The organism is Methylobacterium endophyticum (genome assembly GCF_050591105.1).
Classification (GTDB): domain Bacteria; phylum Pseudomonadota; class Alphaproteobacteria; order Rhizobiales; family Beijerinckiaceae; genus Methylobacterium.
In genome coordinates, this window is sequence record NZ_JBNHES010000022.1 from 40,613 (window position 1) to 65,833 (window position 25,221).

The 25,221-nt window shown below is 69.4% G+C and carries 24 protein-coding genes and 1 pseudogene; 14 read left to right on the plus strand and 11 right to left on the minus strand.

Features of this window, described 5'->3' with window-relative positions; all coding sequences use genetic code 11:
• Positions 1-97 precede the first annotated feature (97 nt).
• Positions 98-1,066 (minus strand): DUF1775 domain-containing protein, encoded by a 969-nt coding sequence (locus ACP56T_RS19575; RefSeq protein ID WP_430913831.1) that lies wholly within the window; start codon positions 1,064-1,066, stop codon positions 98-100.
• A 68-nt stretch (positions 1,067-1,134) separates the two neighbouring features.
• Complete coding sequence (locus ACP56T_RS19580; protein ID WP_430913832.1) at positions 1,135-1,554, minus strand: hypothetical protein; 420 nt, start codon at positions 1,552-1,554, stop codon at positions 1,135-1,137.
• Between the two features lie 220 nt (positions 1,555-1,774).
• On the opposite strand from ACP56T_RS19580, the gene ACP56T_RS19585 reads away from it, so the two are divergent.
• The 10 genes from ACP56T_RS19585 (at position 1,775) to ACP56T_RS19630 (ending at position 12,332) form a co-directional block, all read left to right on the plus strand.
• Complete coding sequence (locus tag ACP56T_RS19585; protein WP_430913833.1) at positions 1,775-3,076, plus strand: L,D-transpeptidase family protein; 1,302 nt, start codon at positions 1,775-1,777, stop codon at positions 3,074-3,076.
• A gap of 256 nt (positions 3,077-3,332) precedes the next feature.
• Positions 3,333-4,637, plus strand: coding sequence for a serine hydroxymethyltransferase (gene glyA / locus ACP56T_RS19590; RefSeq protein ID WP_430913834.1), 1,305 nt, complete (start codon positions 3,333-3,335; stop codon positions 4,635-4,637).
• A gap of 113 nt (positions 4,638-4,750) precedes the next feature.
• Positions 4,751-5,230, plus strand: a complete 480-nt coding sequence (nrdR, locus tag ACP56T_RS19595) for a transcriptional regulator NrdR (protein ID WP_430913835.1) — start codon at positions 4,751-4,753, stop codon at positions 5,228-5,230.
• A 20-nt stretch (positions 5,231-5,250) separates the two neighbouring features.
• Entirely contained in the window at positions 5,251-6,327 is a 1,077-nt protein-coding gene (gene ribD, locus ACP56T_RS19600) for a bifunctional diaminohydroxyphosphoribosylaminopyrimidine deaminase/5-amino-6-(5-phosphoribosylamino)uracil reductase RibD (protein ID WP_430913856.1), read from the plus strand.
• Entirely contained in the window at positions 6,327-6,962 is a 636-nt protein-coding gene (locus ACP56T_RS19605; protein ID WP_430913836.1) for a riboflavin synthase, read from the plus strand. The genes ribD and ACP56T_RS19605 overlap by 1 nt, the downstream gene beginning before the upstream one ends.
• A gap of 24 nt (positions 6,963-6,986) precedes the next feature.
• Entirely contained in the window at positions 6,987-7,709 is a 723-nt protein-coding gene (locus tag ACP56T_RS19610; RefSeq protein ID WP_430913837.1) for a glutathione S-transferase family protein, read from the plus strand.
• Positions 7,710-7,878: 169 nt separating this feature from the next.
• Entirely contained in the window at positions 7,879-8,427 is a 549-nt protein-coding gene (gene ribH, locus ACP56T_RS19615) for a 6,7-dimethyl-8-ribityllumazine synthase (RefSeq protein WP_430913838.1), read from the plus strand.
• Positions 8,424-8,912 (plus strand): transcription antitermination factor NusB, encoded by a 489-nt coding sequence (gene nusB / locus ACP56T_RS19620; protein ID WP_430913839.1) that lies wholly within the window; start codon positions 8,424-8,426, stop codon positions 8,910-8,912. The genes ribH and nusB overlap by 4 nt, the downstream gene beginning before the upstream one ends.
• Positions 8,913-8,936: 24 nt before the next feature.
• Positions 8,937-9,929, plus strand: coding sequence for a thiamine-phosphate kinase (gene thiL, locus ACP56T_RS19625; protein WP_430913840.1), 993 nt, complete (start codon positions 8,937-8,939; stop codon positions 9,927-9,929).
• Positions 9,930-10,184: 255 nt separating this feature from the next.
• Positions 10,185-12,332, plus strand: coding sequence for a sodium-translocating pyrophosphatase (locus ACP56T_RS19630; RefSeq protein WP_430913841.1), 2,148 nt, complete (start codon positions 10,185-10,187; stop codon positions 12,330-12,332).
• A gap of 99 nt (positions 12,333-12,431) precedes the next feature.
• On the opposite strand, the gene ureG is transcribed toward ACP56T_RS19630, so the two are convergent.
• Genes ureG through ureC form a run of 6 tightly spaced genes read right to left on the minus strand, consistent with a single transcriptional unit; the run spans position 12,432 to position 16,950 of the window.
• Positions 12,432-13,046 (minus strand): urease accessory protein UreG, encoded by a 615-nt coding sequence (gene ureG, locus ACP56T_RS19635; RefSeq protein WP_430913842.1) that lies wholly within the window; start codon positions 13,044-13,046, stop codon positions 12,432-12,434.
• Positions 13,043-13,480 carry a DUF3995 domain-containing protein gene (locus ACP56T_RS19640; protein ID WP_430913843.1) on the minus strand — a complete coding sequence of 146 codons (438 nt, stop codon included), beginning with the start codon at positions 13,478-13,480 and terminating at the stop codon, positions 13,043-13,045. The genes ureG and ACP56T_RS19640 overlap by 4 nt, the downstream gene beginning before the upstream one ends.
• A complete protein-coding gene (locus ACP56T_RS19645; protein WP_430913844.1) occupies positions 13,477-14,205 on the minus strand; it encodes an urease accessory protein UreF in 729 nt (242 codons plus the stop codon). The genes ACP56T_RS19640 and ACP56T_RS19645 overlap by 4 nt, the downstream gene beginning before the upstream one ends.
• Complete coding sequence (locus ACP56T_RS19650) at positions 14,144-14,662, minus strand: urease accessory protein UreE (protein WP_430913845.1); 519 nt, start codon at positions 14,660-14,662, stop codon at positions 14,144-14,146. Before ACP56T_RS19650 ends, ACP56T_RS19645 begins: the two co-directional genes overlap by 62 nt.
• 45 nt (positions 14,663-14,707) lie before the next feature.
• Entirely contained in the window at positions 14,708-15,190 is a 483-nt protein-coding gene (locus ACP56T_RS19655) for a DUF29 domain-containing protein (protein ID WP_430913846.1), read from the minus strand.
• 32 nt (positions 15,191-15,222) lie between these two features.
• On the minus strand, positions 15,223-16,950 hold the full coding sequence (ureC, locus tag ACP56T_RS19660; RefSeq protein ID WP_430913847.1) for an urease subunit alpha: 1,728 nt from the start codon (positions 16,948-16,950) through the stop codon (positions 15,223-15,225).
• Between the two features lie 167 nt (positions 16,951-17,117).
• Here ureC and ACP56T_RS19665 point away from each other — a divergent pair, with 167 nt between their 5' ends.
• The gene (locus ACP56T_RS19665; protein WP_430913848.1) at positions 17,118-18,353 is read left to right on the plus strand and encodes a TIR domain-containing protein; all 1,236 of its coding nucleotides are present in this window, start codon (positions 17,118-17,120) and stop codon (positions 18,351-18,353) included.
• 12 nt (positions 18,354-18,365) lie between these two features.
• On the opposite strand, the gene ACP56T_RS19670 is transcribed toward ACP56T_RS19665, so the two are convergent.
• From ACP56T_RS19670 to rocF, 3 genes are all read right to left on the minus strand, one after another.
• Positions 18,366-18,986, minus strand: a complete 621-nt coding sequence (locus tag ACP56T_RS19670) for an urease subunit gamma (protein ID WP_430913849.1) — start codon at positions 18,984-18,986, stop codon at positions 18,366-18,368.
• A gap of 67 nt (positions 18,987-19,053) precedes the next feature.
• A complete protein-coding gene (locus tag ACP56T_RS19675) occupies positions 19,054-19,944 on the minus strand; it encodes an urease accessory protein UreD (RefSeq protein WP_430913850.1) in 891 nt (296 codons plus the stop codon).
• A complete protein-coding gene (gene rocF / locus ACP56T_RS19680) occupies positions 19,941-20,903 on the minus strand; it encodes an arginase (RefSeq protein WP_430913851.1) in 963 nt (320 codons plus the stop codon). Before rocF ends, ACP56T_RS19675 begins: the two co-directional genes overlap by 4 nt.
• A 179-nt stretch (positions 20,904-21,082) precedes the next feature.
• Between rocF and puuE the strand changes: the two are divergent.
• The 3 genes and pseudogenes from puuE to ACP56T_RS19695 form a co-directional block, all read left to right on the plus strand.
• A pseudogene (gene puuE, locus ACP56T_RS19685) lies at positions 21,083-21,955 on the plus strand (allantoinase PuuE); the annotation flags it as partial.
• Between the two features lie 77 nt (positions 21,956-22,032).
• Positions 22,033-23,667, plus strand: a complete 1,635-nt coding sequence (locus ACP56T_RS19690; protein WP_430913852.1) for an HAL/PAL/TAL family ammonia-lyase — start codon at positions 22,033-22,035, stop codon at positions 23,665-23,667.
• A gap of 25 nt (positions 23,668-23,692) precedes the next feature.
• Positions 23,693-24,934 (plus strand): allantoate amidohydrolase, encoded by a 1,242-nt coding sequence (locus ACP56T_RS19695; RefSeq protein ID WP_430913853.1) that lies wholly within the window; start codon positions 23,693-23,695, stop codon positions 24,932-24,934.
• Positions 24,935-25,221: the final 287 nt, after the last annotated feature.

Below are 25,221 nucleotides of genomic sequence, written 5' to 3' on the forward strand. Positions count from 1 at the left end.
ACGGCCGGTCCTCGCGCGTTCCGTCAAGGAGAAGGGGAGCCCCCGCGAGGCGCGCGTCGGCGCCGTCTGCGGGGAGGACTGTCGCTGGAGCCGCGTTCTAGTGCTGGTGGCCGCCGGCCGCCGCGCCCGGCGCCTGCGCGCCGATGGGGGCGACCGTGAAGGTCACGGGCACGGTGCCCGCCCGCTCGAAGGTGAGCGAGCCCTGCACGCTCTCCCCGGCCTTCGGCGCGCCGGAGAGATCCTCGAACATGAGGTGGTAGCCGCCGGGCTTCAGCTCCACCGTCTCGCCGGGCTTCACCGCGAGCCCGCCCTCGACGAGCGCCATCTTCATGACGCCGCCCTCCATCGTCATGGAGTGGATCACGCCGCGTCCCGCCAGCTGGATCGCGGCGCCGACGAGGCGGTCCGGCTCCTTGCCGGTGTTGGTGACGCGGACATAGCCCCCGGCGACCTTGGCGCCGGCCGGGGTGGCGCGCATCCAGGGCTGCTCGATGGTGAGGTCGCCCGCCTTCACGGGGGCCGGTCTGGCGGGTGCGGCGGCGACGATGGTCACGCCGGGGGCCGGCGACTTCAGGTCGTGCGCGGACTGCCCGGCGGCCGGAATGTCGGACCATGCATAGGAGCCGGTCTGACAATCCTGCTGCACGGGGAAATACACCGTCGCCCCCGGCGCGAAGGCGTCGGAGACGCGGGCGAGGAAGGTGAACTCGTCGATCTGGTCGTCGGGCAGGCTGCCGCCGCTCCAGGTGATGGTCTTCACCCCTTCCGAGACGGTGCCGTGGAAGGATTGGTAGGCCCGCGCGTAGGGGCCCTTCTCGGTCGTCACCTGCCAGCCGGGCTTCGGCATCGGCTTGGCGCCGACGACGCCCTCGGGAATGGTGACGCTGACGCGGGTGGTCGGGGTGCCGCCGCAGCCGTGCATGATCTGCACGACGCCGCGATAGGCCGCGTTGGGGCTCGCCTCCTTCCGCTCCAGGGCGGCATGGGCGAAGGCGGCGGAGGCGGAGAGGACGAGGAGACCGGCGCCGAGCACGGCTCGGGGCATCCGGGATGAGAAGACGGTCATGGGGCGATCCGGGGTCTGAACGGGAAGGGAGCGCCGTCTCGCGAGCGGGCGGCGCGGCTTCGGTGCGTTCAGACGGCGGGGGGCCCTCGCGGACGGGCGCTGAGGCCGGGCGGCGCGCGCGGACGGGCCTGCTCGGAGGCGTCCCAGCGGACCCGCAGGACCGGCCGCGCCTCCCAGGACAGGCCGAAGGCCAGCGGGCGCGGCGGCTCCGCGCCGGCGGGCGCATGGGCGGCCGTGCAGCAATCGGCGTGCTTGTGGGGAGCGGCCGGCAGGCCCTTGCCGCCGTCGGGGGCGGGCCCGCCATCCGACAGGCCGAGGCAGAGGGCGCCGTCGAGGCCGGCGGCGTGGGCGGGCATCATCCCGCCGAGCACCGCCTGGAGGACGAGCGCGTAGAGCGCGATCACGGCGGTGATCGCGCGCAGACGTCCCGATCCTGCCGCGCCGGAGAGCATGGGCCACCCATAGGCGATCTCGCCGACCGCCGTCACTTCCCTGCCACAGGCGCGCCGGTTGCGCTGTTGCCGCAGGGCCGCAGCCGTCGATCATGCGTGGCCGTGTGCGCCGGCGCACGCGTGGGGCGCCGGGCGCCACAATCTGGCCCGGAGAACATGGGTTCTTAACGCCACCTCGACACACCTGAGGGCACACGAGAGTCGCGTGGTTACCCGTTTCTCTCGCAGCCCCATCACCGGACAGAGCTTTCGACCGATGCTGAACCAGCTCTCCACCCCTCGCGCGCTCGGCCTCGCCCTCCTCGCCTCGGCCTCGCTCCTGGCGTTTCCCGTGGCGGCCCGCGAATCCGCCGACGCGCAGGCCGAATGGGCGCAGGACTACGCCGCCCCCTCGGGCATGCAGGTCCAGCGCTCCTCGACGCCGATCCTGTCGCCGCAGACGGTGGCCGCCACCGAGCAGATGATCGAGCGCTACAAGGACATCGTGAACCGCGGCGGCTGGCGCCCGGTCTCCGGCGCCGACCGGCTGCGCGTCGGTTCGCGGGGCGGGGCGGTCGACGCCGTGCGCCAGCGCCTGATCGTCACCGGCGACCTCGATCCGGTGGCCGGCACCTCGGGCACCTACGATTCCTATGTTGCCGCCGCCGTGAAGCGCTTCCAGGCCCGGCACGGCCTCAGCCAGACCGGCTCCATGAGCCAGGCGACGCAGCAGGCCATGAACGTGCCCGCCGACGTGCGCCTGCGCCAGCTCGAGATCAACGCCGTGCGCCTGCGCTCCTACTCGGGCGATCTCGGCAACCGCTTCGTCATCACCAACATCCCCGCCGCGCTGGTGCAGACGGTGGAGAACGGCCAGGTCGTGACCCTGCACGCCGCCGGCGTCGGCAAGATCGACCGCCAGTCGCCGATCATGAACACCAAGGCGACGCAGATCAACTTCAACCCGACCTGGACGGTCCCGGCTTCCATCGTGAAGAAGGACCTCATCCCGAAGATGCAGAAGGATCCGAACTACCTCACCGACAACAAGATCCGCATCCTGTCGAACGGAAGCGAGATCTCGCCGCGCTCGGTGAACTGGAACTCGGACGAGGGCACGCGCTATACCTACCGGCAGGATTCGGGCGCCGACTTCAACTCGATGGGCATCGTGCGCATCAACATCCCGAACCCCTACGGCGTGTTCATGCACGACACGAACACCAAGGGCGTCTTCGGCGACGACTTCCGCTTCATCTCCTCGGGCTGCGTGCGCGTGCAGAACGTGCGCGAGTACATCACCTGGCTCCTCAAGGACACGCCCGGCTGGGACCGCGCCCATGTGGAGCAGGCTATCGAGAGCGGCCAGCGCGTCGACGCCACCCTGTCGAAGCCGGTGCCGGTCTACTGGACCTACATCACCGCCTGGTCGACCCCGGACGGCCTCGTGCAGTTCCGCGACGACATCTACAAGCGCGACGGCGTGAACGTCCCCTCGACCATCTCGGCCCCGACCCCGGTGGCGAGCGCCCAGTCGACCGCGCCGGAGACCTTCGAGCCGGGCGACGAGGAGAACTGATCCTTTCCCCGTCCGGGGCTTCTATCCGGCCGTAAGACCTTCGGGCCCGCGTCTCGTAAAGAGGCGCGGGCTTTTTCGTGGCTCCGCGCCGAAGCTCCCGCATGGGCGAAGCTCAATTTTTTTGAGCGGAACCGTAAAAAGACCTGTGCTTGGCCTGGCATCCCAGCCCGTGTAGGAATCCGGCCTTCGAATGCCCGCCCGTGCACGCCGACGGACGACGGGGCCCATAACCCGTACCAGAATAGAGGCCATTCCCATGAGCGCCGGTTCCGCCACCGACACCTCCGCCCAGAGCAACTTCTTCCACGCCTCGGTCGCGCAGACCGATCCCGAGATCGCCACGGCCATCGCGCAGGAGCTCGGCCGCCAGCAGCACGAGATCGAGCTGATCGCCTCCGAGAACATCGTCTCGCGCGCCGTGCTGGAAGCGCAGGGCTCGGTGCTCACCAACAAGTATGCCGAGGGCTATCCGGGCCGGCGCTACTACGGCGGCTGCCAGTTCGTGGACATCGCCGAGAACCTCGCCATCGATCGCGCCAAGCGCCTGTTCAACTGCGGCTTCGCCAACGTGCAGCCGAACTCCGGCTCGCAGGCCAACCAGGGCGTGTTCATGGCCCTCATGCAGCCGGGCGACACCTTCATGGGTCTCGACCTCGCCGCCGGCGGCCACCTCACCCACGGCGCCCCCCCGAACGTCTCGGGCAAGTGGTTCAAGCCCGTCTCCTACACCGTGCGCCGCGACGACCAGCGCATCGACATGGAGCAGGTCGAGCGCCTCGCCCACGAGCACAAGCCGAAGGTCATCATCGCCGGCGGCTCGGGCTACCCGCGTCACTGGGACTTCGCCAAGTTCCGCGAGATCGCCGACGCGGTCGGTGCCTATTTCTTTGTGGACATGGCCCATTTCGCGGGCCTCGTGGCGGCCGGCGTGCACCCGTCGCCGTTCCCGCACGCGCATGTCGCCACCACGACGACGCACAAGACCCTGCGCGGCCCGCGCGGCGGCATGATCCTCACGAACGACGAGGCTCTGGCCAAGAAGTTCAACTCGGCGATCTTCCCCGGCCTCCAGGGCGGTCCGCTCATGCATGTCATCGCCGGCAAGGCGGTGGCTTTCGGCGAGGCGCTGAAGCCCGAGTTCAAGATCTACGCCAAGCAGGTCATCGAGAACGCCAAGGCGCTCGCCGACACGCTGATCTCGGGCGGCTACGACATCACCTCGGGCGGCACCGACAACCACCTGATGCTGGTCGACCTCCAGAAGAAGGGCCTCACCGGCAAGGCGGCGGAAGCCGCGCTCTCGCGGGCCGACATCACCTGCAACAAGAACGGCGTGCCCTTCGACCCGCAGAAGCCGACCATCACCTCCGGTATCCGCCTCGGCACTCCGGCCGGCACCTCGCGCGGCTTCGGCGTCGCCGAGTTCAAGCAGATCGGCGCCCTCATCGTCGAGGTGCTCGACGGCGTGGCGGCCAAGGGCGAGGCGGGCGACGCGGCCGTCGAGGCGAGCGTCAAGCAGCGCGTGCACGCGCTGACGGACCGCTTCCCGATCTACGGCTGAGCGGCCGCTTCCGGCTTCCGCCGGGAGCCCTCAGGGACTACATGACGGCCGCGGGGTGGAAACGCCTCGCGGCCGTTCCCGTTTCCCGCTCCTTCCAGGAAGTGTTCCGCCCGATGCGGTGTCCCTATTGCGGCGGCTCCGACACGCAGGTGAAGGACTCGCGCCCGAGCGAGGACGGGGCCGCGATCCGCCGCCGCCGGGTCTGCCCGGACTGCGCCGGCCGCTTCACCACCTTCGAGCGGGTGCAGCTGCGCGAGCTCACCGTGGTCAAGCGCTCCGGCAAGCGGGTGCCCTTCGACCGCGACAAGCTCCAGCGCTCCATCGACGTGGCGCTGCGCAAGCGCCCCGTGGAGCCGGAGCGGATCGAGCGGCTGGTCAGCGGGCTCACCCGGCAACTGGAGAGCAGTGGCGAGGCGGAGATCGCCTCCGAGGCCATCGGCGAGCTGGTGATGGAGGGCCTGAAGGGGCTCGACGACGTTGCCTATGTCCGTTTCGCCTCGGTCTACAAGAATTTCCGCGAGGCCAAGGACTTCGAGGAGCTGCTCGGCACCCTCGGCGAGCCGCGGCGCGACGACGGGAAGGCGCCCTCGTGACCAACGCCGATGCCGGCCGCATGCGGCTCGCCCTGGCGCTCGGCCGGCGCAACCTGGGGCGGACCTGGCCCAACCCCTCCGTGGGCGCGGTGGTCGTCTCGGACGGCGGCGTGATCGTCGGGCAGGCGGCGACGGCGCCGGGCGGGCGCCCGCATGCGGAGCCGCAGGCGCTGGCCATGGCCGGGGAGGCGGCGCGGGGAGCGACCCTCTACGTCACCCTGGAACCCTGCTCCCATCACGGCCGCACGCCGCCCTGCACCGATGCGATCATCGCGAGCGGCGTGGCGCGCGTGGTCACGGCGGCGGGCGACCCGAACCCCGAGGTCGCGGGCCGGGGGCACGCGCTGCTGCGTGAGGCGGGAATCGCGGTGGAGACCGGCCTCCTGGAGGAGGAGGCCGCCCGCGACCATCTCGGCCACGTCACCCGCATGCTCCACGGCCGCCCGGCAGTTAGCCTGAAGCTCGCGCGCACCCGCGACGGCTTCGCCGCCGGCACCCCCGAGACGCGCCTGCGCATCACCGGCCCGCTGGCGGACGGCGCCGTCCATCTCTGGCGCGCGCATGCGGACGCGATCCTCGTCGGCATCGGCACCGCGCGCGCCGACGATCCCTCGCTCACCGTGCGCCTGCCGGGCCTCGCCGAGCGCTCGCCGATGCGGGTCGTCTTCGATTCCGAGCTGCGCCTCTCGCCCTCGAGCGTTCTGGCGCGGACCGCCCACGACGTGCCGACCCTGGTCGTCACCACGCGCCGTGCCCCCACCCATGCCCGCCGGGCACTGGGGGCGCTCGGGGTCGAGATCGTCGTGGTCGAGGGGAGCGCGGGCCGCCGCCTCGATCTCCACGCGGCCCTGCGGGCACTGGCCGAGCGCGGGGTGACGCGGCTGTGCAGCGAGGGCGGCCCGCGTCTTGCGGACGCCCTGGCCGAGGCCGATCTCGTCGACGCCTGCACGCTCATCACCGGATCGGCGGTGCTCGGCGAGGCGGGCGGCCTGCCTGCCGTGGGCGAGAACCTCGCCCGGCGCCTGGAGGATTTCCGGGTGACAGAGACCCTCGATCTCGGGCCCGACCGGGCCGTCACCTACGAGCGGAGGCGCTGATGTTCACGGGGCTCGTCTCGGATGTGGGCACCGTCCTCTCGGTCGAGGGCGACGAACGCCTGCGGCGGCTCGCCATCCGCTGCGCCTACGATCCGGCGACGATCGCGCTCGGCGCCTCCATCGCCTGTTCCGGCCCCTGCCTCACGGCGGTCTCGGTGGAGCCGGCCGAGGGCGGCTGCATCTTCGCGGTGGACGCCGCCGCCGAGACGCTCGCCCGCACCACCGTGGGCGCATGGCGCGCCGGCACGCGCATCAACCTCGAACGCTCCCTCAGGATCGGCGACGAGCTCGGCGGCCATCTCGTCACCGGCCATGTCGACGGCCTCGCCGAGATCGTCTCGCGCGAGCCGGTCACAGGCGGGGAGGGGGATTGGGGCGCGAGCGAGCGTTTCACCCTGCGGGCGCCCGACGCCCTCGCCCGCTTCGTCGCGGAGAAGGGCTCGGTCTGCCTCGACGGGACCTCGCTCACCGTCAACGGCGTCGAGGGCGCACTGTTCTCCGTGCTGCTGATCCCGCACACCCTGGCGGTGACGACCTGGGGCGAGCGCCGGCAGGGCGACAGGCTCAATCTCGAAGTCGACCTCATCGCCCGCTACGCCGCCCGGCTCACCGAGGCGCGCGGCCTGTCGGCTTAGCTCACGTTAAAGACAAGGCTCGGCATGACCCTGACGCTCTACACCTTCGGACCCGGCATGGGCCTGCCGGACCCGAGCCCCTTCGTGATGAAGGCCGATCTGCTCCTCAAGATGTCGGGCCTGCCCTACGTCACCGACACCACGGGCTTCCGCAAGGCGCCGAAGGGCAAGCTGCCCTACCTGCGCGACGGCGATGCTCTGATCGCCGATTCGACCCTGATCCGCTGGCATCTCGAGAAGCGGCACGGCATCGATTTCGATCCGGGCTATTCCCCGGCCGAGATCGCGGTCGGCTGGGCGGTGGAGAAGATGCTCGACGAGCACGTCTATTGGGGGATGGTCGACGCGCGCTGGCTGGACGACGCCAATTTCGACCGCGGGCCGCGCCATTTCTTCGGGTTCGCCCCGGCGCCGCTGCGACCGCTGATCTGCGCCATGGCGCGGCGGAGCGTCCGGGGGCGGCTGAAGGCGCAGGGCTTCGGCCTCCACGCCAAGGCCGAGCGCGAGGCGCTCGTCATCCGCTCCATCGACGCGCTCTCCGCCATCCTCGGCGACAGGCCGTATCTGCTCGGCGAGACCGTCTCCGGCAGCGACGCCACGGTCTTCGCCTTCGTCGCCGGCCTGCTCTGCCCCTATTGCGAGACGCCCCTGCGCGAGGCGGTGTCGGGCCATGCCAATCTCGTCGCCTACGCGCAACGCATGGGCGCGCGCTACTACCCCGATCACGTCTGGCCGGCCGCCGCCTGAGACGGACGCAATGCTGCCGCGCCTTGTGGTCCGCCCGCCGCCGGTCTAGTGCTCGCCACCCGTCGGCGGCCGAGGTCGCCGGGCGGGCGGGAACGCCGCCGGGGCGACCCGGACACCAGGGTGGAACCGTCCGGAACGGGACGACGACTAGCATCCACGAAGGCCGGACATGGTTTCGACCACACCCACACCCCGCCGCGACACCGAGGTCGGGCCCTCCCTGAAGGGCGCGCGCATCCTGGTGGTCGAAGGCCGCTTCTACGACGACATCGCCGACGCGCTGCTCGCGGGCGCTCAAGCCGCCATCGACGCGGCCGGCGCCAAGGCCTTCACCGTCACCGTGCCGGGCGCCCTGGAGATTCCCTCAACCGTGGCGATCCTGGTCGAGGCGGCCGAGCGGGCCGGCGAGCCCTACGACGCCGCCGTGGCGCTGGGCTGCGTGATCCGGGGCGAGACCGGCCATTACGACATCGTCGCGGGGGAGAGCGCGCGCGCCCTCATGGACCTGTCGGTGTCGCTGCGGCTGCCGCTCGGCAACGGCATCCTCACCGTCGAGACGGAAGCGCAGGCCCATGCCCGCGCCAGCGTCTCCGAGATGAACAAGGGCGGCGGCGCGGCCGAGGCGGCGCTGTCGGTGCTCGCCCTGAAGCGCGCGGCCGAGGCCGCGCTCGCCGCCGTCGCCTCCCGGCGCGAGGGCTCTCGGAGCGCCGAGGCATGAGCGGCGTGGCGAAGCTCAGCGAGCGGACCGGCGCCCGCATCGCCGTGGTGCAGGCGCTCTACGAGATGGAGATCTCGGGCAAGGGCGTCCTCGAGGCGCTCGCCGAGTTCGAGGCCCACTGGATGGGCCAGGAGGTCGACGGGATCAGCCACCCCCCGGCCGATTCCGACTTCTTCCGCGACCTGCTGCGCGGCGTCGTGCAGGAGCAGCGGGCCATCGATCCGGCAGTGGAGGGCGCGCTGGCCCAGGGCTGGCCGTTGAAGCGCATCGAGGCGGTGCTGCGCGCCATCCTCCGGGCCGGAACCTACGAGCTGATGTTCCGCCGCGACGTGCCGGCGCGCTCGGCCATCTCCGAATATGTCGACGTCGCCCACAGCTTCTTCGAGGGCGAGGAGCCGGGCCTGGTGAACGCCGTGCTCGACAAGGTCGCGCGCGGGACCCGCGCCGCCGAGCTGGCGTTGCCGGCCCAGGCGAAGACCAAATGAGCAAGGCTAAGTGAGCGACGCTCCTTGAGCCGCTCCGGCGAGGATGCGCTGATCGCGCGCTACTTCGCCCCGCTGGCGGGAGAGGGCGCGGACGGCCTGCGCGACGACGCCGCGACGCTGACGCCGAGCCCCGGCCACGACCTCGTCCTCACCGCGGACGCCGTGGTCGCCGGCGTCCACTACTTCCCCGACGATCCGCCGGGCTCCATCGCCCGCAAGGCGCTCGGGGTGAACCTGTCCGACCTCGCCGCCAAGGGCGCGGCGCCGCGCGGCTTCCTGCTGACCCTGGCGCTCCCCGACGACTGGACGGAGGACTGGCTCGCGGGCTTCGCCGCCGGCCTCGGGACGGCCGCCGCCGCCTTCGGCTGCCCGCTCCTCGGGGGCGACACCGTGCGCGCCGCCGGGCCGGCGCTCATCGGCGTCACCGCCATCGGCGAACTGCCCGCCGGCTCCATCCTGCGCCGGAAGGCGGCGCGGGAGGGCGACCTTCTCTGCGTCAGCGGCACTATCGGCGACGCGGCGCTGGGGCTCGCCCTACGCCTGAACCCGGACGCCCCCTGGGCCGCCGCCCTCGCGGGCGAGGAGCGGGCCTTCCTGGCCGACCGCTACCTGCATCCGCGGCCGCGCCTCGCCCTCGCACCGCATCTGCGCGGTCACGCACGCGCGGCGATGGACGTGTCGGACGGTCTCGCCGGAGACCTCGCGAAGATGCTGGACGGTCTCGGGCTCACGGTTCGGGTCGACGAAGAGAACGTGCCGCTCTCGCCAGCGGCGCGGCATGCCGTCGCGTCCGATCCCTCGCTGGTCGAGACCGTGCTGACCGGAGGCGACGACTACGAGCTGCTGTTCGCCGTCGCGCCCGACGCGATCGATGGTCTGCGCGAGCAGGCGTCGGCGACGGGCGTGCCGATCACGGTCCTCGGCCGGATCGAGCGCGGCGAGGGGCCCCCGGTCTTCCTCGACCGCGCTGGGCGGCCGACCGTCTTCGCGAACCGCTCCTTCGCGCATTTTCGCTGATCGCATCGGCGCGGGGCCCCGCCGCGCCCCTCCGTTCCCCAGGGGCCTGTCCCGAGGATCGGGGCGGCGGCGATACTGCACAAAAGTTCCGGTTCCGACTGTCATACGGCGTTTGCGCTGCGCGGCGAAGTTTGGCAATCAAGACGGGCGTTTCCGGGGAGGAATGCAGGTTCGGACCATGCGCCCAGCGGCCGCCCAGGCCGGGGTCCGGACCCGATACGCCAGAGAAATCCCATAACAAGCAAGGACGGTAGAATGACCGCACTGTTGCTGATCATCGTGGGCGGGCTCTGCGCCGTCGCCTACGGAATCGTCACGATCAACGACGTGATGAAACGGGACGCCGGCACCCAGCGCATGCAGGAAATCGCCGGTGCCATCGCCGAGGGCGCCCAAGCCTATCTCCGGCGGCAATACATCACCATCGGCATCGTCGGCATCGTCCTGTTCGCGGCGCTGGCCTACTTCCTCGGCATCAAGGTCGCCGTCGGCTTCCTCATCGGCGCGGTGCTCTCGGGCGCGGCCGGCTTCATCGGCATGAACGTCTCGGTGCGCGCGAACGTGCGCACGGCCCAGGCGTCGTCCTCCTCGCTCGGCGCCGGGCTCGACGTGGCCTTCAAGTCGGGCGCCGTCACCGGCATGCTGGTCGCCGGTCTCGCGCTGCTCGGGGTCGCGATCTATTACGCCTACCTCACCCGCGGCGCCGGGCTGGCGCCGGCCAGCCGCGAGGTCATCGACGCGCTGGTGGCGCTGGGCTTCGGCGCCTCGCTGATCTCGATCTTCGCGCGCCTCGGCGGCGGCATCTTCACCAAGGGCGCCGATGTCGGCGGCGATCTCGTCGGCAAGGTCGAGGCGGGCATCCCGGAGGACGATCCGCGCAACCCCGCCACCATCGCCGACAACGTGGGCGACAATGTCGGCGACTGCGCCGGCATGGCGGCCGACCTGTTCGAGACCTACGCGGTGACGGCGGTCGCCACCATGGTGCTCGCGGCCATCTTCTTCGCCGGACAGACCGATGTCGGCGGCCGCAACGTCCTCGAGGCGCTGATGCTCTATCCGCTCGCCATCGGCTCGGCCTGCATCCTCACCTCCATCGCCGGCACCTACGCCGTGCGGCTCGGGGCCAACCAGTCGATCATGGGCGCCCTCTACAAGGGCCTCGTCGCGGCGGGCGTCCTCTCCATCGGCGCCATCGCGATCGTGAACGTCGTGCTGTTCGGCGGCTTCTCGACCACCTTCACCACGGTGACGGGGACGTCGTTCACCTCCGGCGCGCTGTTCGCCTGCGCGGTGATCGGCCTCGTCATCACGGCGCTGATCGTGGTCATCACCGAATACTATACCGGCACGAACTTCCGGCCGGTGAAGTCGATCGCCTCCTCGTCGGTCACGGGCCACGGCACCAACGTGATCCAGGGCCTCGCGATCTCGCTGGAATCCACCGCTCTGCCGGCCGTCGTCATCGTGGCCGGCATCATCTCGACCTACGCGCTGGCGGGCCTGTTCGGCATCGCCATCGCCGTCACCGCGATGCTGGCGCTCGCCGGCTTCATCGTGGCCCTCGACGCCTTCGGCCCCGTCACCGACAATGCCGGCGGCATCGCCGAGATGGCCGGCCTTCCGAGCGAGGTCCGCAAGTCCACCGACGCCCTCGACGCGGTCGGCAACACGACCAAGGCCGTCACCAAGGGCTACGCCATCGGCTCGGCGGGCCTCGGCGCGCTGGTGCTGTTCGCCGCCTACACCTCGGACCTGAACTACTTCATCGCCAATGCGAGCCCGACGCAGTATCGCTTCTTCCAGGGCGTCACCGTCGATTTCTCGCTCTCCAACCCCTACGTCGTCGTCGGCCTGCTGCTCGGCGGGCTGATCCCGTTCCTGTTCGCGGGCATGGCGATGACCGCGGTGGGCCGCGCCGCCGGCGCCGTGGTGGAGGAGGTTCGCCGCCAGTTCCGCGAGAAGCCCGGCATCATGCAGGGCACCGACCGGCCCGATTATGGCCGGGCGGTCGACATGCTGACGCGGGCCGCGATCAAGGAGATGATCGTCCCCTCGCTGCTGCCGGTGCTGATGCCGATCGTGCTCTTTTTCGCGATCCAGGCGGTCGCGGGTAAGAGCCAGGCCTTCGCCACGGTGGGCGCGAGCCTGCTCGGCGTGATCCTCACGGGCCTCTATGTCGCCATCTCGATGACCTCGGGCGGCGGCGCCTGGGACAATGCCAAGAAGTACATCGAGGACGGCCATCACGGCGGCAAGGGTTCGGACGCCCACAAGGCGGCCGTGACCGGCGACACTGTCGGCGACCCCTACAAGGACACCGCCGGCCCCGCCGTGAACCCGGCGATCAAGATCACCAACATCATCGCCCTGCTGCTGCTCGCCGTCCTCGCCCATCTCTGAGCGGGATCGGCGCGATCCGCGCCGCGCGCGTCTGAAACGAGACCGGGCCGCTCCTTCGCAGGGGAGGCCCGTCCTTTTCCTCGGTACCGGCGGGTGGGGTCAGCCCAGGCCGCCGGTCTCCGTGACGAAGCGGGCGATGGCATCGGCGCCGTGGCCGTCGCGCAGCGATGAGAACACGTAGGGGCGGCTGCCGCGCATGCGCTTGGTGTCGGCTTCCATGATCCCGAGATCGGCGCCGACGAGGGGGGCGAGATCGGTCTTGTTGACGACGAGCAGGTCGGAGCGGGTGATGCCGGGGCCCCCTTTGCGCGGGATCTTCTCCCCGCCGGCGACGTCGATCACGTAGAGCGTGATGTCGGCGAGCTCCGGCGAGAAGGTCGCCGCCAGGTTGTCGCCGCCGGATTCGATCAGCACGAGATCGAGCTTGGGGAAGCGCCTGCGCATCTCGGCCACCGCCGCGAGATTGATCGAGGCGTCCTCGCGGATCGCCGTGTGCGGACAGCCGCCGGTCTCGACGCCCATGATCCGCTCCTCCGGCAGCGCCCCCGCCACCGTGAGGAGCCGCGCGTCCTCCTTGGTGTAGATGTCGTTGGTGATGGCGCAGATGTCGTAGCTGTCGCGCAGGCGCTTGCAGAGCTGCTCCATCAGCGCCGTCTTGCCCGAGCCGACGGGACCGCCGATGCCGACGCGGAGGGGGCCGTTGCGGGATGTCATGCAGGGCTTTCAGAGGCGGCGGCCAGGACTCCGAATCCCAGGCCGAGGATGAGACACAGCGGCGAGTATACGATCCGATCGAGCCGGGCGAAGGGTTCCACCGGGTGGGCGCGCCGCCAAGCCGGGACATACCCGGCAATCGCACGGCCCGTGAAGACGAGGGCGAACGCGAAACCCGCGACGCCGACCAGGGAGCGCGGTATCGCTCCGGGCCAGCGCAGCAGGATGGCGGCGGCCGCCGCCATGCAGAGGCAGGCCGCCACGGCGAGCGTTGGCCCGCGTCCGGGCATGCGCCGGAGCCGGGGATCGCCGACGACGGTTCGGATCAGGTCGGCTTCAGTCCGCGCCGGCCAGGTCGCGCCGAGCCCCCAGGTCAGGTGGAGGCCCGCGATGCTCACGAGGAGCCCCGCGATGAGCAGAGACAGCACATTCACGAGCGGAAGATCCTGCTGTACTGCGTCTCGTGCCGGAACGAGCCGAGATCGAGGCGCAGCGTCGCCGAGCCGAGGGCATCGAGGCCGAGCCCGTCGACCTCCTCCGCGAGCGCGCCGACGCGGGGGCCGAGGGCGGCGACGATGCGCGTGCCCGCCGCCTGCCCGATCGGCGCCACGCGCAAGGCGGCCGAAACGAGGTTCTGGACGAAGGCGAGGCCGTAGGCGGCGAGCGTCGCGCCGCGATCCATGCCGTGCGCCGCCGCCGCCGCGCCCAGCGCGACGGGATAGGCGGTCTCGCCCGGCAGGGCCTCGGCGATGTCGCTCAGGCGCGGGCAGGGCCATGCCGCGAGGGTGGCGTCGAGGAAGCTGCGGCCCTGCTGGCTGGTCTCCAGCCGCAATTCCCGCGAGGGGGCGAGCGCCAGGGCCAGCGCGTTGACCGCCGCCAGGGCGTCCCGGTCTGCGGCTTCGGCGGCGGCATGGGCGTTGCCCGCCAGGATCATGTCGTTGCGGCCGGCGCCCCGTTCGAGCACGTCGGCGAGCCAGGCGGCAATGCCGGCCTCGTCGGCGACATGGCCCGCCTCGACGGCCCATTCGAGCCCGTGCGAATAGGCGAAGGCGCCCACCGGATAGGTCGGCGACAGCCACGCCATCAGCCGCAGCGTCTCAATCATGGCCGTGGGAATGGCCGTGGTGGTGAGGGTGCCCGTCATGTGCGTGCGCGCCATGGCCATGCTCGCCGTGGGCATGTGTGCTGGCATAGGCGCCTCCCTCCGGCCGGAAGGGCCGCTCCACGGGCTCCGCCGTGCCTCCCAGCCCCCGCACCATGTCGGCGAGCACATGGTCGAAGCCGATATAGACCGCCTCGTCGCCGATCTCGGCGGGGATGTGCCGGTTGCCGATGTGCCAGATCAGCCGCTTGAGGGCGAGCGGGCTCGCGGCGCGGATCTCGAGCAGCCGCTCCGGCGCGGCCTCCACCCAGACCAGCCGGCCGTCGTCGAGCACAAGCGCGTCGCCGTCGTCGAGCACCGCCGGCTCGGCGAGGTCGAGCAGGAAGGACAGGCCGCCGACCCCGCGCATGGTCATGCGCCGGCGGTGCCGGTCGCCGTGATCGAGCACGATGCGGTCGACGATCTCGCCGCCGGTGACGGCATCGCGGCGCAGGACGCGGGAGGCGCGGATCATGGGGTCAGGATTGGTCCGGGTGGGCTGCGATGCGTGTCGCCGTCATCAGACGACCTTCGATTCGATCGGGCCGGGATAGAATCCGTCCGTCATGATCTGCTCCAGGCTGTATGGGCAGTCTTCGGGAAAGCTTCGCTCGTTCAGACCCGTCTCTTCCGCTGCCCTGACGCGGGCCAGGGCGTAAGCCTTGGCCATCACTGCATCCGGCCAGGATTTCAGGCTGGGACTGAGATCGACAAGGCCGGCGATCTGAAGCCGCTGCTCGACAATGGACGCTCGCCACCCGTATTTGCGCTTCTTCGGCTGGAATTCCCATTTCAGCAGATGTTGGAGCAGGATCACGAGACGGTTGCGGATCTCGGATTTCTGCGATCCGCCCACGCTGTCGATCTCCTCCGCGAGGTGGTGCAGGTCGATGTCCTGCCGGCGACCGGCGCGCAGCAGCGCTGCCTGCTCCTGCGACCAGAGATACAGGTCGGTCTCGTAGGAACTATGCCCCAGGGCCGGGCTCAAAGCGGCCTTCGACATGCGGCCTCCACCGTTACTCGAACCACCCTAGCTCAAAACAGAAAATACCGCTGCGCCATGGGCAGCACCTCGGCCGGCTCGCAGACGAGCAGCTCGCCGTCGGCGCGCACGTCGTAGGTCTCGGCGTCGATCTCGATGACGGGGGTGGCGTCGTTGAGGATCATGCTCTTCTTCGAGATGCCGCCGCGCACGTTCTCGACGGCGACGAGCTCCTTTTGCACCCCGAGCTTGTCGCGCAATCCGTCCTCAATGGCCGCCTTCGAGACGAAGGTCAGGGCCGTGGCGAAGGGGGCGCGGCCGTAGGCGCCGAACATCGGCCGGTAATGCACGGGCTGGGGCGTCGGGATCGAGGCGTTGGGATCGCCCATAGGGGCGGCGGCGATCATGCCGCCCTTCATCACGAGGTCCGGCTTCACCCCGAAGAAGGCCGGCGACCACAGCACGAGATCGGCGAGCTTGCCCGGCTCCACCGAACCGATATGCCGCGAGACGCCATGCGCGATCGCCGGGTTGATGGTGTATTTCGCCACGTAGCGGCGCGCGCGCAGGTTGTCGTTGCCGGACGCGTCGCCGGGCAGGGCGCCGCGCTGGCGCTTCATCTTGTCCGCCGTCTGCCAGGTGCGGATGACGACCTCGCCGACCCGGCCCATGGCCTGGCTGTCCGACGACATCATCGAGAGCGCGCCGAGATCGTGCAGGATGTCCTCGGCCGCGATGGTCTCCTTGCGGATGCGGCTCTCGGCGAAGGCGAGGTCCTCGGGGATCGACGGCGACAGGTGATGGCAGACCATCAGCATGTCGAGATGCTCGTCGATGGTGTTCTTCGTATACGGGCGGGTCGGGTTGGTGGAGGAGGGCAGCACGTTCGCTAAGCCGGCTACCTTCATGATGTCCGGCGCGTGGCCCCCGCCCGCGCCCTCGGTATGGAAGGCGTGGATGGTGCGCCCGGCGAAGGCCGCGATGGTGTCCTCCACGAAGCCGGATTCGTTCAGCGTGTCCGAGTGGATCATCACCTGCACGTCGTGGGCGTCGGCCACCGTGAGGCAGGTGTCGATGGCTTTCGGAGTGGTGCCCCAGTCCTCGTGGAGCTTCAGCGCGCAGGCGCCCGCGCGCACCATCTCGATCAGGCTCTCGGGGCGGGAGGCGTTGCCCTTGCCGGCGAAGGCGAGATTCATCGGAAAGGCGTCGGCCGCCTCGATCATCCGGGCGATGTGCCAGGGGCCGGGGGTGCAGGTGGTGGCGAAGGTGCCATGCGCCGGGCCGGTGCCGCCCCCTAACATGGTGGTCACGCCAGAGCAGAGCGCCTCCTCGATCTGCTGCGGGCAGATGTAGTGGATGTGGCTGTCGAAGCCGCCGGCGGTGAGGATCTTGCCTTCGCCCGCGATGACCTCGGTGCCCGGCCCGACGACGATGTCGACGCCCGGCTGCACGTCCGGGTTGCCGGCCTTGCCGAGGCGGACGATGCGGCCCTTCACGATGCCGACATCGCATTTCACCACGCCCCAATGGTCGAGCACCACGGCGTTGGTGATGACGGTGTCGACGGCGCCGGACGCGTTGGTCGCCTGGGACTGGCCCATGCCGTCGCGGATGACCTTGCCGCCGCCGAACTTCACCTCCTCGCCGTGGATGGTCGCGTCGCGCTCGATCTCGATTTCCAAGGACGTATCGGCGAGCCTGATACGGTCGCCGGTGGTGGGGCCGAACATGTCGGCATAGGCCGAGCGGGGCAGCGAGGCGGGAGCGGGGGTGTTGGACATAGCTTCTTTCGAAAATGTCACACGATCATTTCCACGAGCATTGCCTGTGCCAAGCTAGAAAGCTTCCGCGCGGACGACCAACTTTTAATCGTGTCTGTTACGATCGAAAAGCCTTGCCATTTCCGTTGTTGCCAATATGTTCCATTTTTCAGCAGTAGGAGCACGCGGTGGCAAAGAGGTCTTTCAAATCGTCTCATCAAGACGCAGAGGCAGACTTCGAGAAGCAAAAGCCGCCATTGTCAGAAAAATCAGCGTCTGATCTATTAAAATCAAAAAGAACTTACAATAGACAAAGTGATTTTCCAAGTGTGTCCCTTGATGATGCGCTCAGGCTTCCTAGCTGCATGTTCGAGCACTATGCTGGAAAGCCTGCATCGCCGTTTCAAATTGCGAAAGCGCTTGATATTGATCCCAAAGGTTCTCAGTTGCGGGTTTTATCAGGCGCTGCTATTGCATATGGTTTAATTGAAGGCGGGGCTCAAGCTTCTGCTATTTCTGTTACTTCACTTTCCGATCGAATATTCCGCCCTAAAATTGAAAACGACGATATGTTCGCTAGGCGGGAGGCGTTGCTAAAGCCTCGGATACTTAATGAATTTCTTAACCAATACAATAATAATCAAATTCCGAGGGCGGACATTGCCTGTAATGTTTTGGAGGGAATGGGAGTTCCTCGTGAAAAAGTCGAGGAAGTTTTCGATCGGCTGATATCAAGCGCTCGATCTGTTGGATTTATTCAGGAGATTAAGGGAAAATCGTATGTACAACTTAATATGCCTGACCTTGGGGCGACAACTTCCGAGCAGGAGCAGATTTCATTTGCGGATTGCAATGAAGATTTAGATGCAGATGTACAAGCTCCCAAGATACCAGTAGCGCATTCCCCACAAAAATCGTCGTCTTTGTTTCAAGGGACAACTCTTTCGGCGGCGTTTTCTGATGACCAGCGAAGGAAAAAAGTATTCATTACCCACGGCAAGGACCGGGATTTAGTTGATCCCATTAAAAAATTACTCGAATACGGTGAGCTTGAGCCAGTTGTTTCTGTGGAGCGTCAGTCGGTTTCGAAGCCTGTTCCCGAAAAAGTTATGGATGATATGAGAAAGTGTGGGGCCGCAATCATCCACGTTGATGCCGATAATTCAATCAAAGACGCAGACGGTAATGACCATATCATCATTAATCCGAATGTACTAATCGAAATTGGCGCCGCAATGGCTTTCTATGGGAGAAGATTTATTCTTCTTGTTCAGGAAGGTGTCAAACTACCATCAAATTTGCAAGGTCTTTATGAGGTAAGATACTCGGGTCCAAATATGGATGCCGCTTCGACTATAAAATTACTTGAGGCCATGAAAGACATAAAAAATTATCCTCTACCTACAGATAAAGAATCGGATTGAATACGGAGCTTCCTATAGCTTCCCCATGACGTCGCCGCGGAAGCCGTAGACCTCGCGGGTGCCGCCGAGGGGCACCAGCGTCACCTCGCGGGTCGCGCCGGGCTCGAAGCGCACGGCGGTGCCCGGCGCGATGTCGAGGCGCTTGCCGCGCGCCTTGTCGCGCTCGAAGGACAGGCCCGGATTGACCTCGAAGAAATGATAGTGCGAGCCGACCTGGATCGGCCGGTCGCCGGTATTGGCGACGGTGACGACGGTGCGCTCGGCGCCCGCGTTGAACACGATCTCGCCGGAAAGCGTCGTCACCGCTCCCGGCACGTCGTCGGAGGGGGCGCCCCGGATCGGGTGGTGGACGGTGACGAGCTTGGTCCCGTCCGGGAAGGTCGCCTCGACCTGGATGTCGTGGATCATCTCGGGGATGCCGGGCATCACCTGATCGGCGGTGAGCACGCTGGCGCCGGCCTGCATCAGCTCGGCGACGGAGCGCCCGTCGCGCGCGCCCTCCACCACATGGTCGGTGATGAGGGCGATGGCCTCGGGGTGGTTGAGCTTCACCCCTCGTGCAAGGCGATTGCGGGCGACCATCGCCGCCATGGCGACGAGGAGCTTGTCCTTCTCGCGGGGCGTCAGATGCACGAAGGTCCTCCCGGTGGCCGCTGCGATGGAGCGAGAGCAAGGATCATGCTGCGGGCGAGGTCAACCGTCACGCCTGCCACACGCGCGGCATCGGCCGGTCGCGCCAGGCGGTGAGGAGCCGGATCGCGACGCGCCGCACCCCGGCGATGTCCGGGCCGAGGAGGCGGATCGCGAGATGCCCGTTCCAGGCGCTGGCCCCCGCCTCGACGCCGGGCGTTTCGGCGACCGCCGCGTCGAGATGCGCGCGCGCCTCCTCTATGCGGCTTTCCGCTTTGGGCGAGAGGTCGAGCAGCGTCGCCATGGCCGCCGCGCCGCCGCCGATGGCCGAGCGTTCCAGCAGGTCGGCGATGGGGCCGTCGAGGCGCAGGGTGTCGGCGTAGGTGAGGCGGCCGTCGCGGCGGATACGCCAGATATCCTCGAAGAACCCCTGCGCGATCCGTTCGCGATGCGCGGCGCGCCCGAAGGCGACGATCTCGCAGACGAAGAGTTCGGCGTCGCCGGCGAGATCCGCCTCGAAGCGGCGGCGCAGGCGCGCGCGGTCGAACAGGATCGTCTCCTGGGGCAGCCAGGCGAGCCGGGTCCCGGCATCCAGCCTCACGCGGTTCTCGACCTCGGCGACGGGCCCGTCGGAGCGGTAGACCTTTTCCGCCGCCGTGGTGGTCAGCACGAAATCGGCGCGCTCCTCCAGCTCGACCGATACGCAGAAGCGGTCGCCGCAGGCGATGCCGCCGGCCGTGTTGACGATCACGCCCTCGCGCGCCTCGCCGTGGGTGTTGGGGAAGCGCAGGCGCAGCGGGCCGGATTCGGCGAGATCGAGCACGCGCGTCGGGCTGGCCCCGGCCTTCAGGGCGACGCGGCCGACGGATCGCTGGCGGGCGGGAGCGGTCCCGGCGGGAGGGGAGAAGGGGGCGTGAATTGCAAAAAAATCCTTCGGGCCGCCTTCATCCGCGAAGCTCATCCGCGCGGCAAGCTCGCCGTGGTCGCCTCGATCACCGGGGTCGGCCGGTCGAGGATGCGCCGGCCGAACAGGCTCGCCACCAGCTCCACCAGCACGCGGGCGCTGCGGCCGCGCTCGTCGAGGAAGGGGTTGAGCTCCACCACGTCGAGGGAGGCGACGAGCCCGGAATCGTGGAGCATCTCCATGATGAGATGCGCCTCGCGGAAGGTCGCCCCGCCGGGCACCGTTGTGCCGACGCCGGGGGCGATGCCGGGATCGAGGAAATCCACGTCGAGGCTGACATGCAGCAGCCCGCCGGCCGCCTCCACCCGTTCGAGGATGCGGCGTAAGGGGGCGATCACGCCGAACTCGTCGATGGCGCGCATGTCGGTGACGTCGACGCCGCGCGCGGCCACCAGCGCCCGCTCGCCGGCATCGATGGAGCGCAGCCCGAAGAGATGGACATGGCCCGGCTCCAGGACCGGCCGGTCGCCGCCGCCAAACAGCGCCTCGAAGCCCGGCTCCCCGCAGAGGGCGGCGAGCGGCATGCCGTGGACGTTGCCGGAGGGGGAGGTCTCCGGCGTGTTGAAATCCGCATGCGCGTCGAGCCAGAGGACGAAGAGCGGTTTGCCGATGGCGCGGCAGTGCCGCAGCGCCGCGTCGACGGAGCCGAGCGACAGGCTGTGGTCGCCCCCGAGCACGACGGGCAGCGCGCCGCGCGAGAAGCTCTCGGCGACGCGCGCGGCGAGCGCCCGCGTCCAGGCGGCGACGGCGGGTAGCCCCCGTTCCTCCGGCGCCACGGCGGCGGAGACGTCGCCGAGATCGTCCACCCCGTGTCCGAGGTCGCGCAGCGTCCGCACCAGCCCCGCCGTGCGCAGGGCCGCCGGGCCCATCAGCGAGCCCGGCTCGCTGGTCCCGACCTCGATGGGGGCGCCCAGAATCTCGATAGGTGCGATCTCGATGCGTGCGGTCTCGTCCATCCGTCCTTCGTCCCCGGCGCCGTCGCGAAGCAAGCGCCGAGCCTGATCGCGCCCCTGCGTGACAGGGCTGCGACGATGCGATCGGCACTGGCGCGATCCTTGACGGAACGGCTATCGCACCGTTTCGGTGCCGGGAAGCAGCCCCAGCGGGACGAGATGTCTTGACCTATCCGCGCGACATGATCGGCTACGGCCGCACCCCGCCGCAGGCGAACTGGCCGGGCAAGGCCCGGATCGCGGTGCAGTTCGTCCTCAACTACGAGGAGGGCGGCGAGAGCTGCATCCTGCACGGGGACCCCGCCTCGGAAGCCTTCCTCAGCGAGATCGCCGACGCGAAACCCTGGCCCGACCGGCGCCACATGAACGTCGAGTCCGTCTACGAATACGGATCGCGCGCCGGGTTCTGGCGGATCTGGCGGCTGTTTGCCGGGCGCGGCATCCCGCTCACGGTGTTCGGGGTCGCCACGGCGCTGGCGCGCAACCCGGAGGCGGTCGCCGCGATGCAGGAGGCCGGCTGGGAGATCGCCAGCCATGGGCTCAAGTGGATCGACTACTCGTTCTTCTCCCGCGAGGAGGAGGCGGTGCACATGGACGCCGCCATCCGCCTGCACGCGGAGATCACCGGCGCCGCGCCGCAGGGCTGGTACACCGGCCGCTGCTCGCCCCACACCCTCGGGCTCGGGATCGAGCGGGGCTTTACCTATCTCGCCGATTCCTACGCGGACGAGCTGCCCTACTGGGTCGATGCTCCCGAAGGGTCGGGCCTCGTCGTGCCCTACACGATGGAGGCGAACGACATGCGCTTCTCGGTGTCGCCCGGCTTTCCCGACGGCGACGGGTTCTACACCTACCTGCGCGACAGCTTCGACGTGCTCTACGCCGAGGGTGCGGACACGCCGAAGATGATGTCCATCGGCCTGCATTGCCGGCTCGTCGGGCGTCCCGGCCGGATCGCCGCGCTGATGCGCTTCCTCGACCATGTCGCCGCGCATGACCGGGTCTGGCTCGCGCAGCGCATCGACATCGCCCGCCACTGGGCCGCCCATCATCCGCGAGCCTGAACGGCCCGCTTCGTGCTCGGGGCCCGCGCAACGGGCCCGACGCCAACGCCCCTGGAGTGCCTCGCAGCATGACCACCATCACCATCGACGGCCGCACCCTCGACGCCGCGAGCGTCATGGCCGTGTCCCGCCCGGACGCCTCGGGCACGCGGGCGCCGGCCGCCCTCGATGCCGGCGCCCGCGAGAAGCTCGCGAAGGCGCGGGACTATATCGAGGCGCATTTCATGCACGACGATGCGCCGCTGATGTACTCGTTCAACACCGGCGTCGGGCTGTTCAAGGACCAGCGCGTCCGCATGTCGGAGATGCAGGAGTATCAGCGCCTGAGCGTCTACGCGCACGCCACCGGAACGGGCGAGCCCTTCGACGAGGACGTGGTGCGCGCCACCATGCTGCTGCGCGCCAACGCCTTCGCCTCGAACTATTCCGGCCCCCGCGTCGCGGTGGTGGACCGGCTGCTCGACTGCCTGAACGCCGGCATCGTCCCGGTGGTGCCGCAGAAGGGGTCGGTGGGCGCCTCCGGCGATCTCGCGCCGCTCGCCCATCTCGCCGGCGCCGTCTGCGGGTTCTCCGAGGCCGAGGCGTTCTACCAGGGCCGGCGCATGCCCGCCCGCGAGGCGCTGGCGCTCGCCGGCCTGCCGCCGGAGTTCCCGCTGGAGGCCAAGGACGCGTCCGCGCTCATCAACGGCTCGACGGTCTCGCTGGCCGCCGCCGTGCTGGCCCTCGAGGACGCCAAGCGGGTGCTCAAGCATGCCGACATCGCCCTGGCGCTCACCCTCGAATGCCTGCGCGCCGAGAAGGCGGCGTTCGATCCGCGCGTGCACGAGGCCCGTCCGCACAAGGGGCAGGCGGCCAGCGCCCGCAACATCCTCAAGCTCATCGGCGACTCGCAGCGCTGCTCCGAGGCGGCCCGCCTCACCGTCTTCCCCGACGAGCCCCGCCAGCCGGGGCAGGTCCCGGCGCCGCGCGTGCAGGATGTCTATTCGCTGCGCTGCGCGCCGCAGGTGCACGGGCCCGTTCGCGAGGCGCTTGCCTATATAAGCGGCATCATCGGCACGGAGATCAATTCGGCCACCGACAACCCCCTGATCTTCGACGACCGCGAGGGCGGCTATGCCTGCATCTCCGGCGGCCATTTCCACGGGGCCTACGTGGCGCAGGCCATGGACCTGCTGGCCATTTCGGCCACCGATCTCGGCTCGATCAGCGAGCGCCGCCTCGCCCGCCTCATCGACCCGACCATGAGCTACGGCCTGCCGCGCAACCTGCTCGCCGGCAAGAAGGGCCTGAACACCGGCTTCGCCACCGTCCAGTGCACGCTCTCGGCCCTGGTGATGGAGAACCGCACCCTGTCGATGCCGGGCTCGGTGGATTCGATCCCCGGCAAGTCGAACGCCGAGGACCATGTCTCGAACTCGACCTGGTGCGCCCGCAAGGCCCGCACGATCGTGCAGAACGTCGAGACCATCGTCGCGGGCGAGATCCTGATGGCCTGCCAGGCGCTGACCCTGGTGGCCGACGTCGCCAGGGAGCATCCCATCGGCTCGGGCACCCGCGCCGCGCTCGACGCGGTGCGCGAGGTGATCGCCCCCGCGCTCTCGGGCGACCGCTGGTATCAGACCGAGATGGACGACGCCCTCGCGCTGCTGCGCTCGGGCCGGATCGTCGCCGCCGTCGAGGCGGCGGTGGGCGAGCTGGAATAGGGGCGTGGGGCAGGGAGTGTCGCCGGTGGGCGGTTTCGCGGACACCATCATGGCCCGGCTCGACGCGCTCGGGGCGATCAGCGCCGAGCCGGGCAGGATCACGCGGATCTATCTCAGCCCCGAGCAGGCCCGCGCCAACGAGCTCGTCATGGGCTGGATGCGCGAGGCGGGCATGAGCGCGCGGGTCGACGCGGTGGGCAATGTCGTCGGCCGCGTCGAGGGCCCGGTGCCCGGCGGCCCGGCGCTGGTGGTCGGCTCGCATCTCGACACCGTGCGCGACGCCGGCCGCTTCGACGGGCCCCTCGGCGTCGTCACCGGCATCGCCTGTGTCGCGGCGCTGCTGCGCGAGGGCGTGCGGCTGCCCTTCGCGATCGAGGTGATCGGTTTCGCCGACGAGGAAGGCACCCGCTTCAACGCCACGCTGACGGGCAGCCGCGCCTTCGCCGGCCGCGTCGATCCGGGGCTGCTCGAGACCCGCGACGCCGCCGGCGTCACGGTCGCGCAGGCGCTGGAAGCCTTCGGCCTCGATCCCGCGCATCTCGACGCGGCGGGGCGCCGCCCGGAAGAGATCCTCGCCTATCTCGAGCTGCATATCGAGCAGGGCCCGATGCTGGAGCAGGCGGGCCTGCCCGTCGGCGTCGTCACCGCCATCAGCGGCGCGACGCGGATGGCGGTGACGCTCGTGGGCGAGGCGGGACATGCGGGCACCGTCGCCATGCCCTGCCGCCGCGATGCGCTGGCGGGGGCCGCCGAATGCATCCTCGCCGTCGAGCGCCTGTGCCGCGCCCGCTCCGATCTCGTCGGCACGGTCGGGCGGGTCGCCGCCTCCCCCGGCGCGGTCAACGTCATCCCCGGACAGGCGGTCTTCAGCCTGGACCTGCGCTCGCCGGACGACGCGGTGCGGCTAGACGCCTTCGCCGCCATCGAGGCGGAATGGCGCGGCATCGCGCAGCGGCGGGGCTTGAGCCTGTCCATGGCGCGCATGCACGAGGCGTCCGCCGTGCCCTGCGATCCCGCCCTGACGGAGCGGATCGCGGCCGCCATCGCGGCGGAAGGACAACCCGTGATGCGCCTGCCGAGCGGGGCGGGGCATGACGGCATGGCGGTGGCGGCCATCGCGCCCATCGCCATGATCTTCGTGCGCTGCCGGGGCGGGATCAGCCACAACCCCGCCGAGTTCGCCAGCCTGCCCGACATCGAGGCGGGCGCGCGGGTGATGCTCGCGACGCTGCGCGATCTCATCCGCAACCCGCCCACGGGGGTTTGAACCCGGCGGCGGCCATCGGCCCGATCGATCGGCGCGATACCCGCCGACCCGTTCCGTACCGCGCTCCGGCATGGTCGAGTCCGTCAATGTTCCGCCGGCTATCGGTCCGATGCCGGGTCAAGTGGATGCGTTCGGCCACGCGCGTTTCCCTCCCCCCTTTGCGGGCAGGGGAATCGCATATGAGTATCGTGGGCGTTGCGTTTTTGAGTTTGATCGATTCTGACCAAGCTTTTCTCTGTGAGGGGCATGGCTGTGGTCGAGGATCTGCTCGTCATCCTGCGTGAAGT

What these genes read in the sequence shown, in the direction of transcription:
- ACP56T_RS19575 (WP_430913831.1), bottom strand. Translation starts at nt 1,066, where the DNA reads ATGACCGTCTTCTCATCCCGGATGCCCCGAGCCGTGCTCGGCGCCGGT.
- ureG (WP_430913842.1), bottom strand. Translation starts at nt 13,046, where the DNA reads ATGACATCCCGCAACGGCCCCCTCCGCGTCGGCATCGGCGGTCCCGTC.
- ACP56T_RS19605 (WP_430913836.1), top strand. Translation starts at nt 6,327, where the DNA reads ATGTTCACGGGGCTCGTCTCGGATGTGGGCACCGTCCTCTCGGTCGAG.
- ACP56T_RS19585 (WP_430913833.1), top strand. Translation starts at nt 1,775, where the DNA reads ATGCTGAACCAGCTCTCCACCCCTCGCGCGCTCGGCCTCGCCCTCCTC.
- rocF (WP_430913851.1), bottom strand. Translation starts at nt 20,903, where the DNA reads ATGGACGAGACCGCACGCATCGAGATCGCACCTATCGAGATTCTGGGC.
- ACP56T_RS19650 (WP_430913845.1), bottom strand. Translation starts at nt 14,662, where the DNA reads ATGATCCGCGCCTCCCGCGTCCTGCGCCGCGATGCCGTCACCGGCGGC.
- ACP56T_RS19675 (WP_430913850.1), bottom strand. Translation starts at nt 19,944, where the DNA reads ATGAGCTTCGCGGATGAAGGCGGCCCGAAGGATTTTTTTGCAATTCAC.
- ACP56T_RS19645 (WP_430913844.1), bottom strand. Translation starts at nt 14,205, where the DNA reads ATGGCGCGCACGCACATGACGGGCACCCTCACCACCACGGCCATTCCC.
- ribD (WP_430913856.1), top strand. Translation starts at nt 5,251, where the DNA reads ATGCGGCTCGCCCTGGCGCTCGGCCGGCGCAACCTGGGGCGGACCTGG.
- nusB (WP_430913839.1), top strand. Translation starts at nt 8,424, where the DNA reads ATGAGCGGCGTGGCGAAGCTCAGCGAGCGGACCGGCGCCCGCATCGCC.
- nrdR (WP_430913835.1), top strand. Translation starts at nt 4,751, where the DNA reads ATGCGGTGTCCCTATTGCGGCGGCTCCGACACGCAGGTGAAGGACTCG.
- ACP56T_RS19655 (WP_430913846.1), bottom strand. Translation starts at nt 15,190, where the DNA reads ATGTCGAAGGCCGCTTTGAGCCCGGCCCTGGGGCATAGTTCCTACGAG.
- ACP56T_RS19630 (WP_430913841.1), top strand. Translation starts at nt 10,185, where the DNA reads ATGACCGCACTGTTGCTGATCATCGTGGGCGGGCTCTGCGCCGTCGCC.
- ACP56T_RS19610 (WP_430913837.1), top strand. Translation starts at nt 6,987, where the DNA reads ATGACCCTGACGCTCTACACCTTCGGACCCGGCATGGGCCTGCCGGAC.
- ACP56T_RS19690 (WP_430913852.1), top strand. Translation starts at nt 22,033, where the DNA reads ATGACCACCATCACCATCGACGGCCGCACCCTCGACGCCGCGAGCGTC.
- ureC (WP_430913847.1), bottom strand. Translation starts at nt 16,950, where the DNA reads ATGTCCAACACCCCCGCTCCCGCCTCGCTGCCCCGCTCGGCCTATGCC.
- glyA (WP_430913834.1), top strand. Translation starts at nt 3,333, where the DNA reads ATGAGCGCCGGTTCCGCCACCGACACCTCCGCCCAGAGCAACTTCTTC.
- ribH (WP_430913838.1), top strand. Translation starts at nt 7,879, where the DNA reads ATGGTTTCGACCACACCCACACCCCGCCGCGACACCGAGGTCGGGCCC.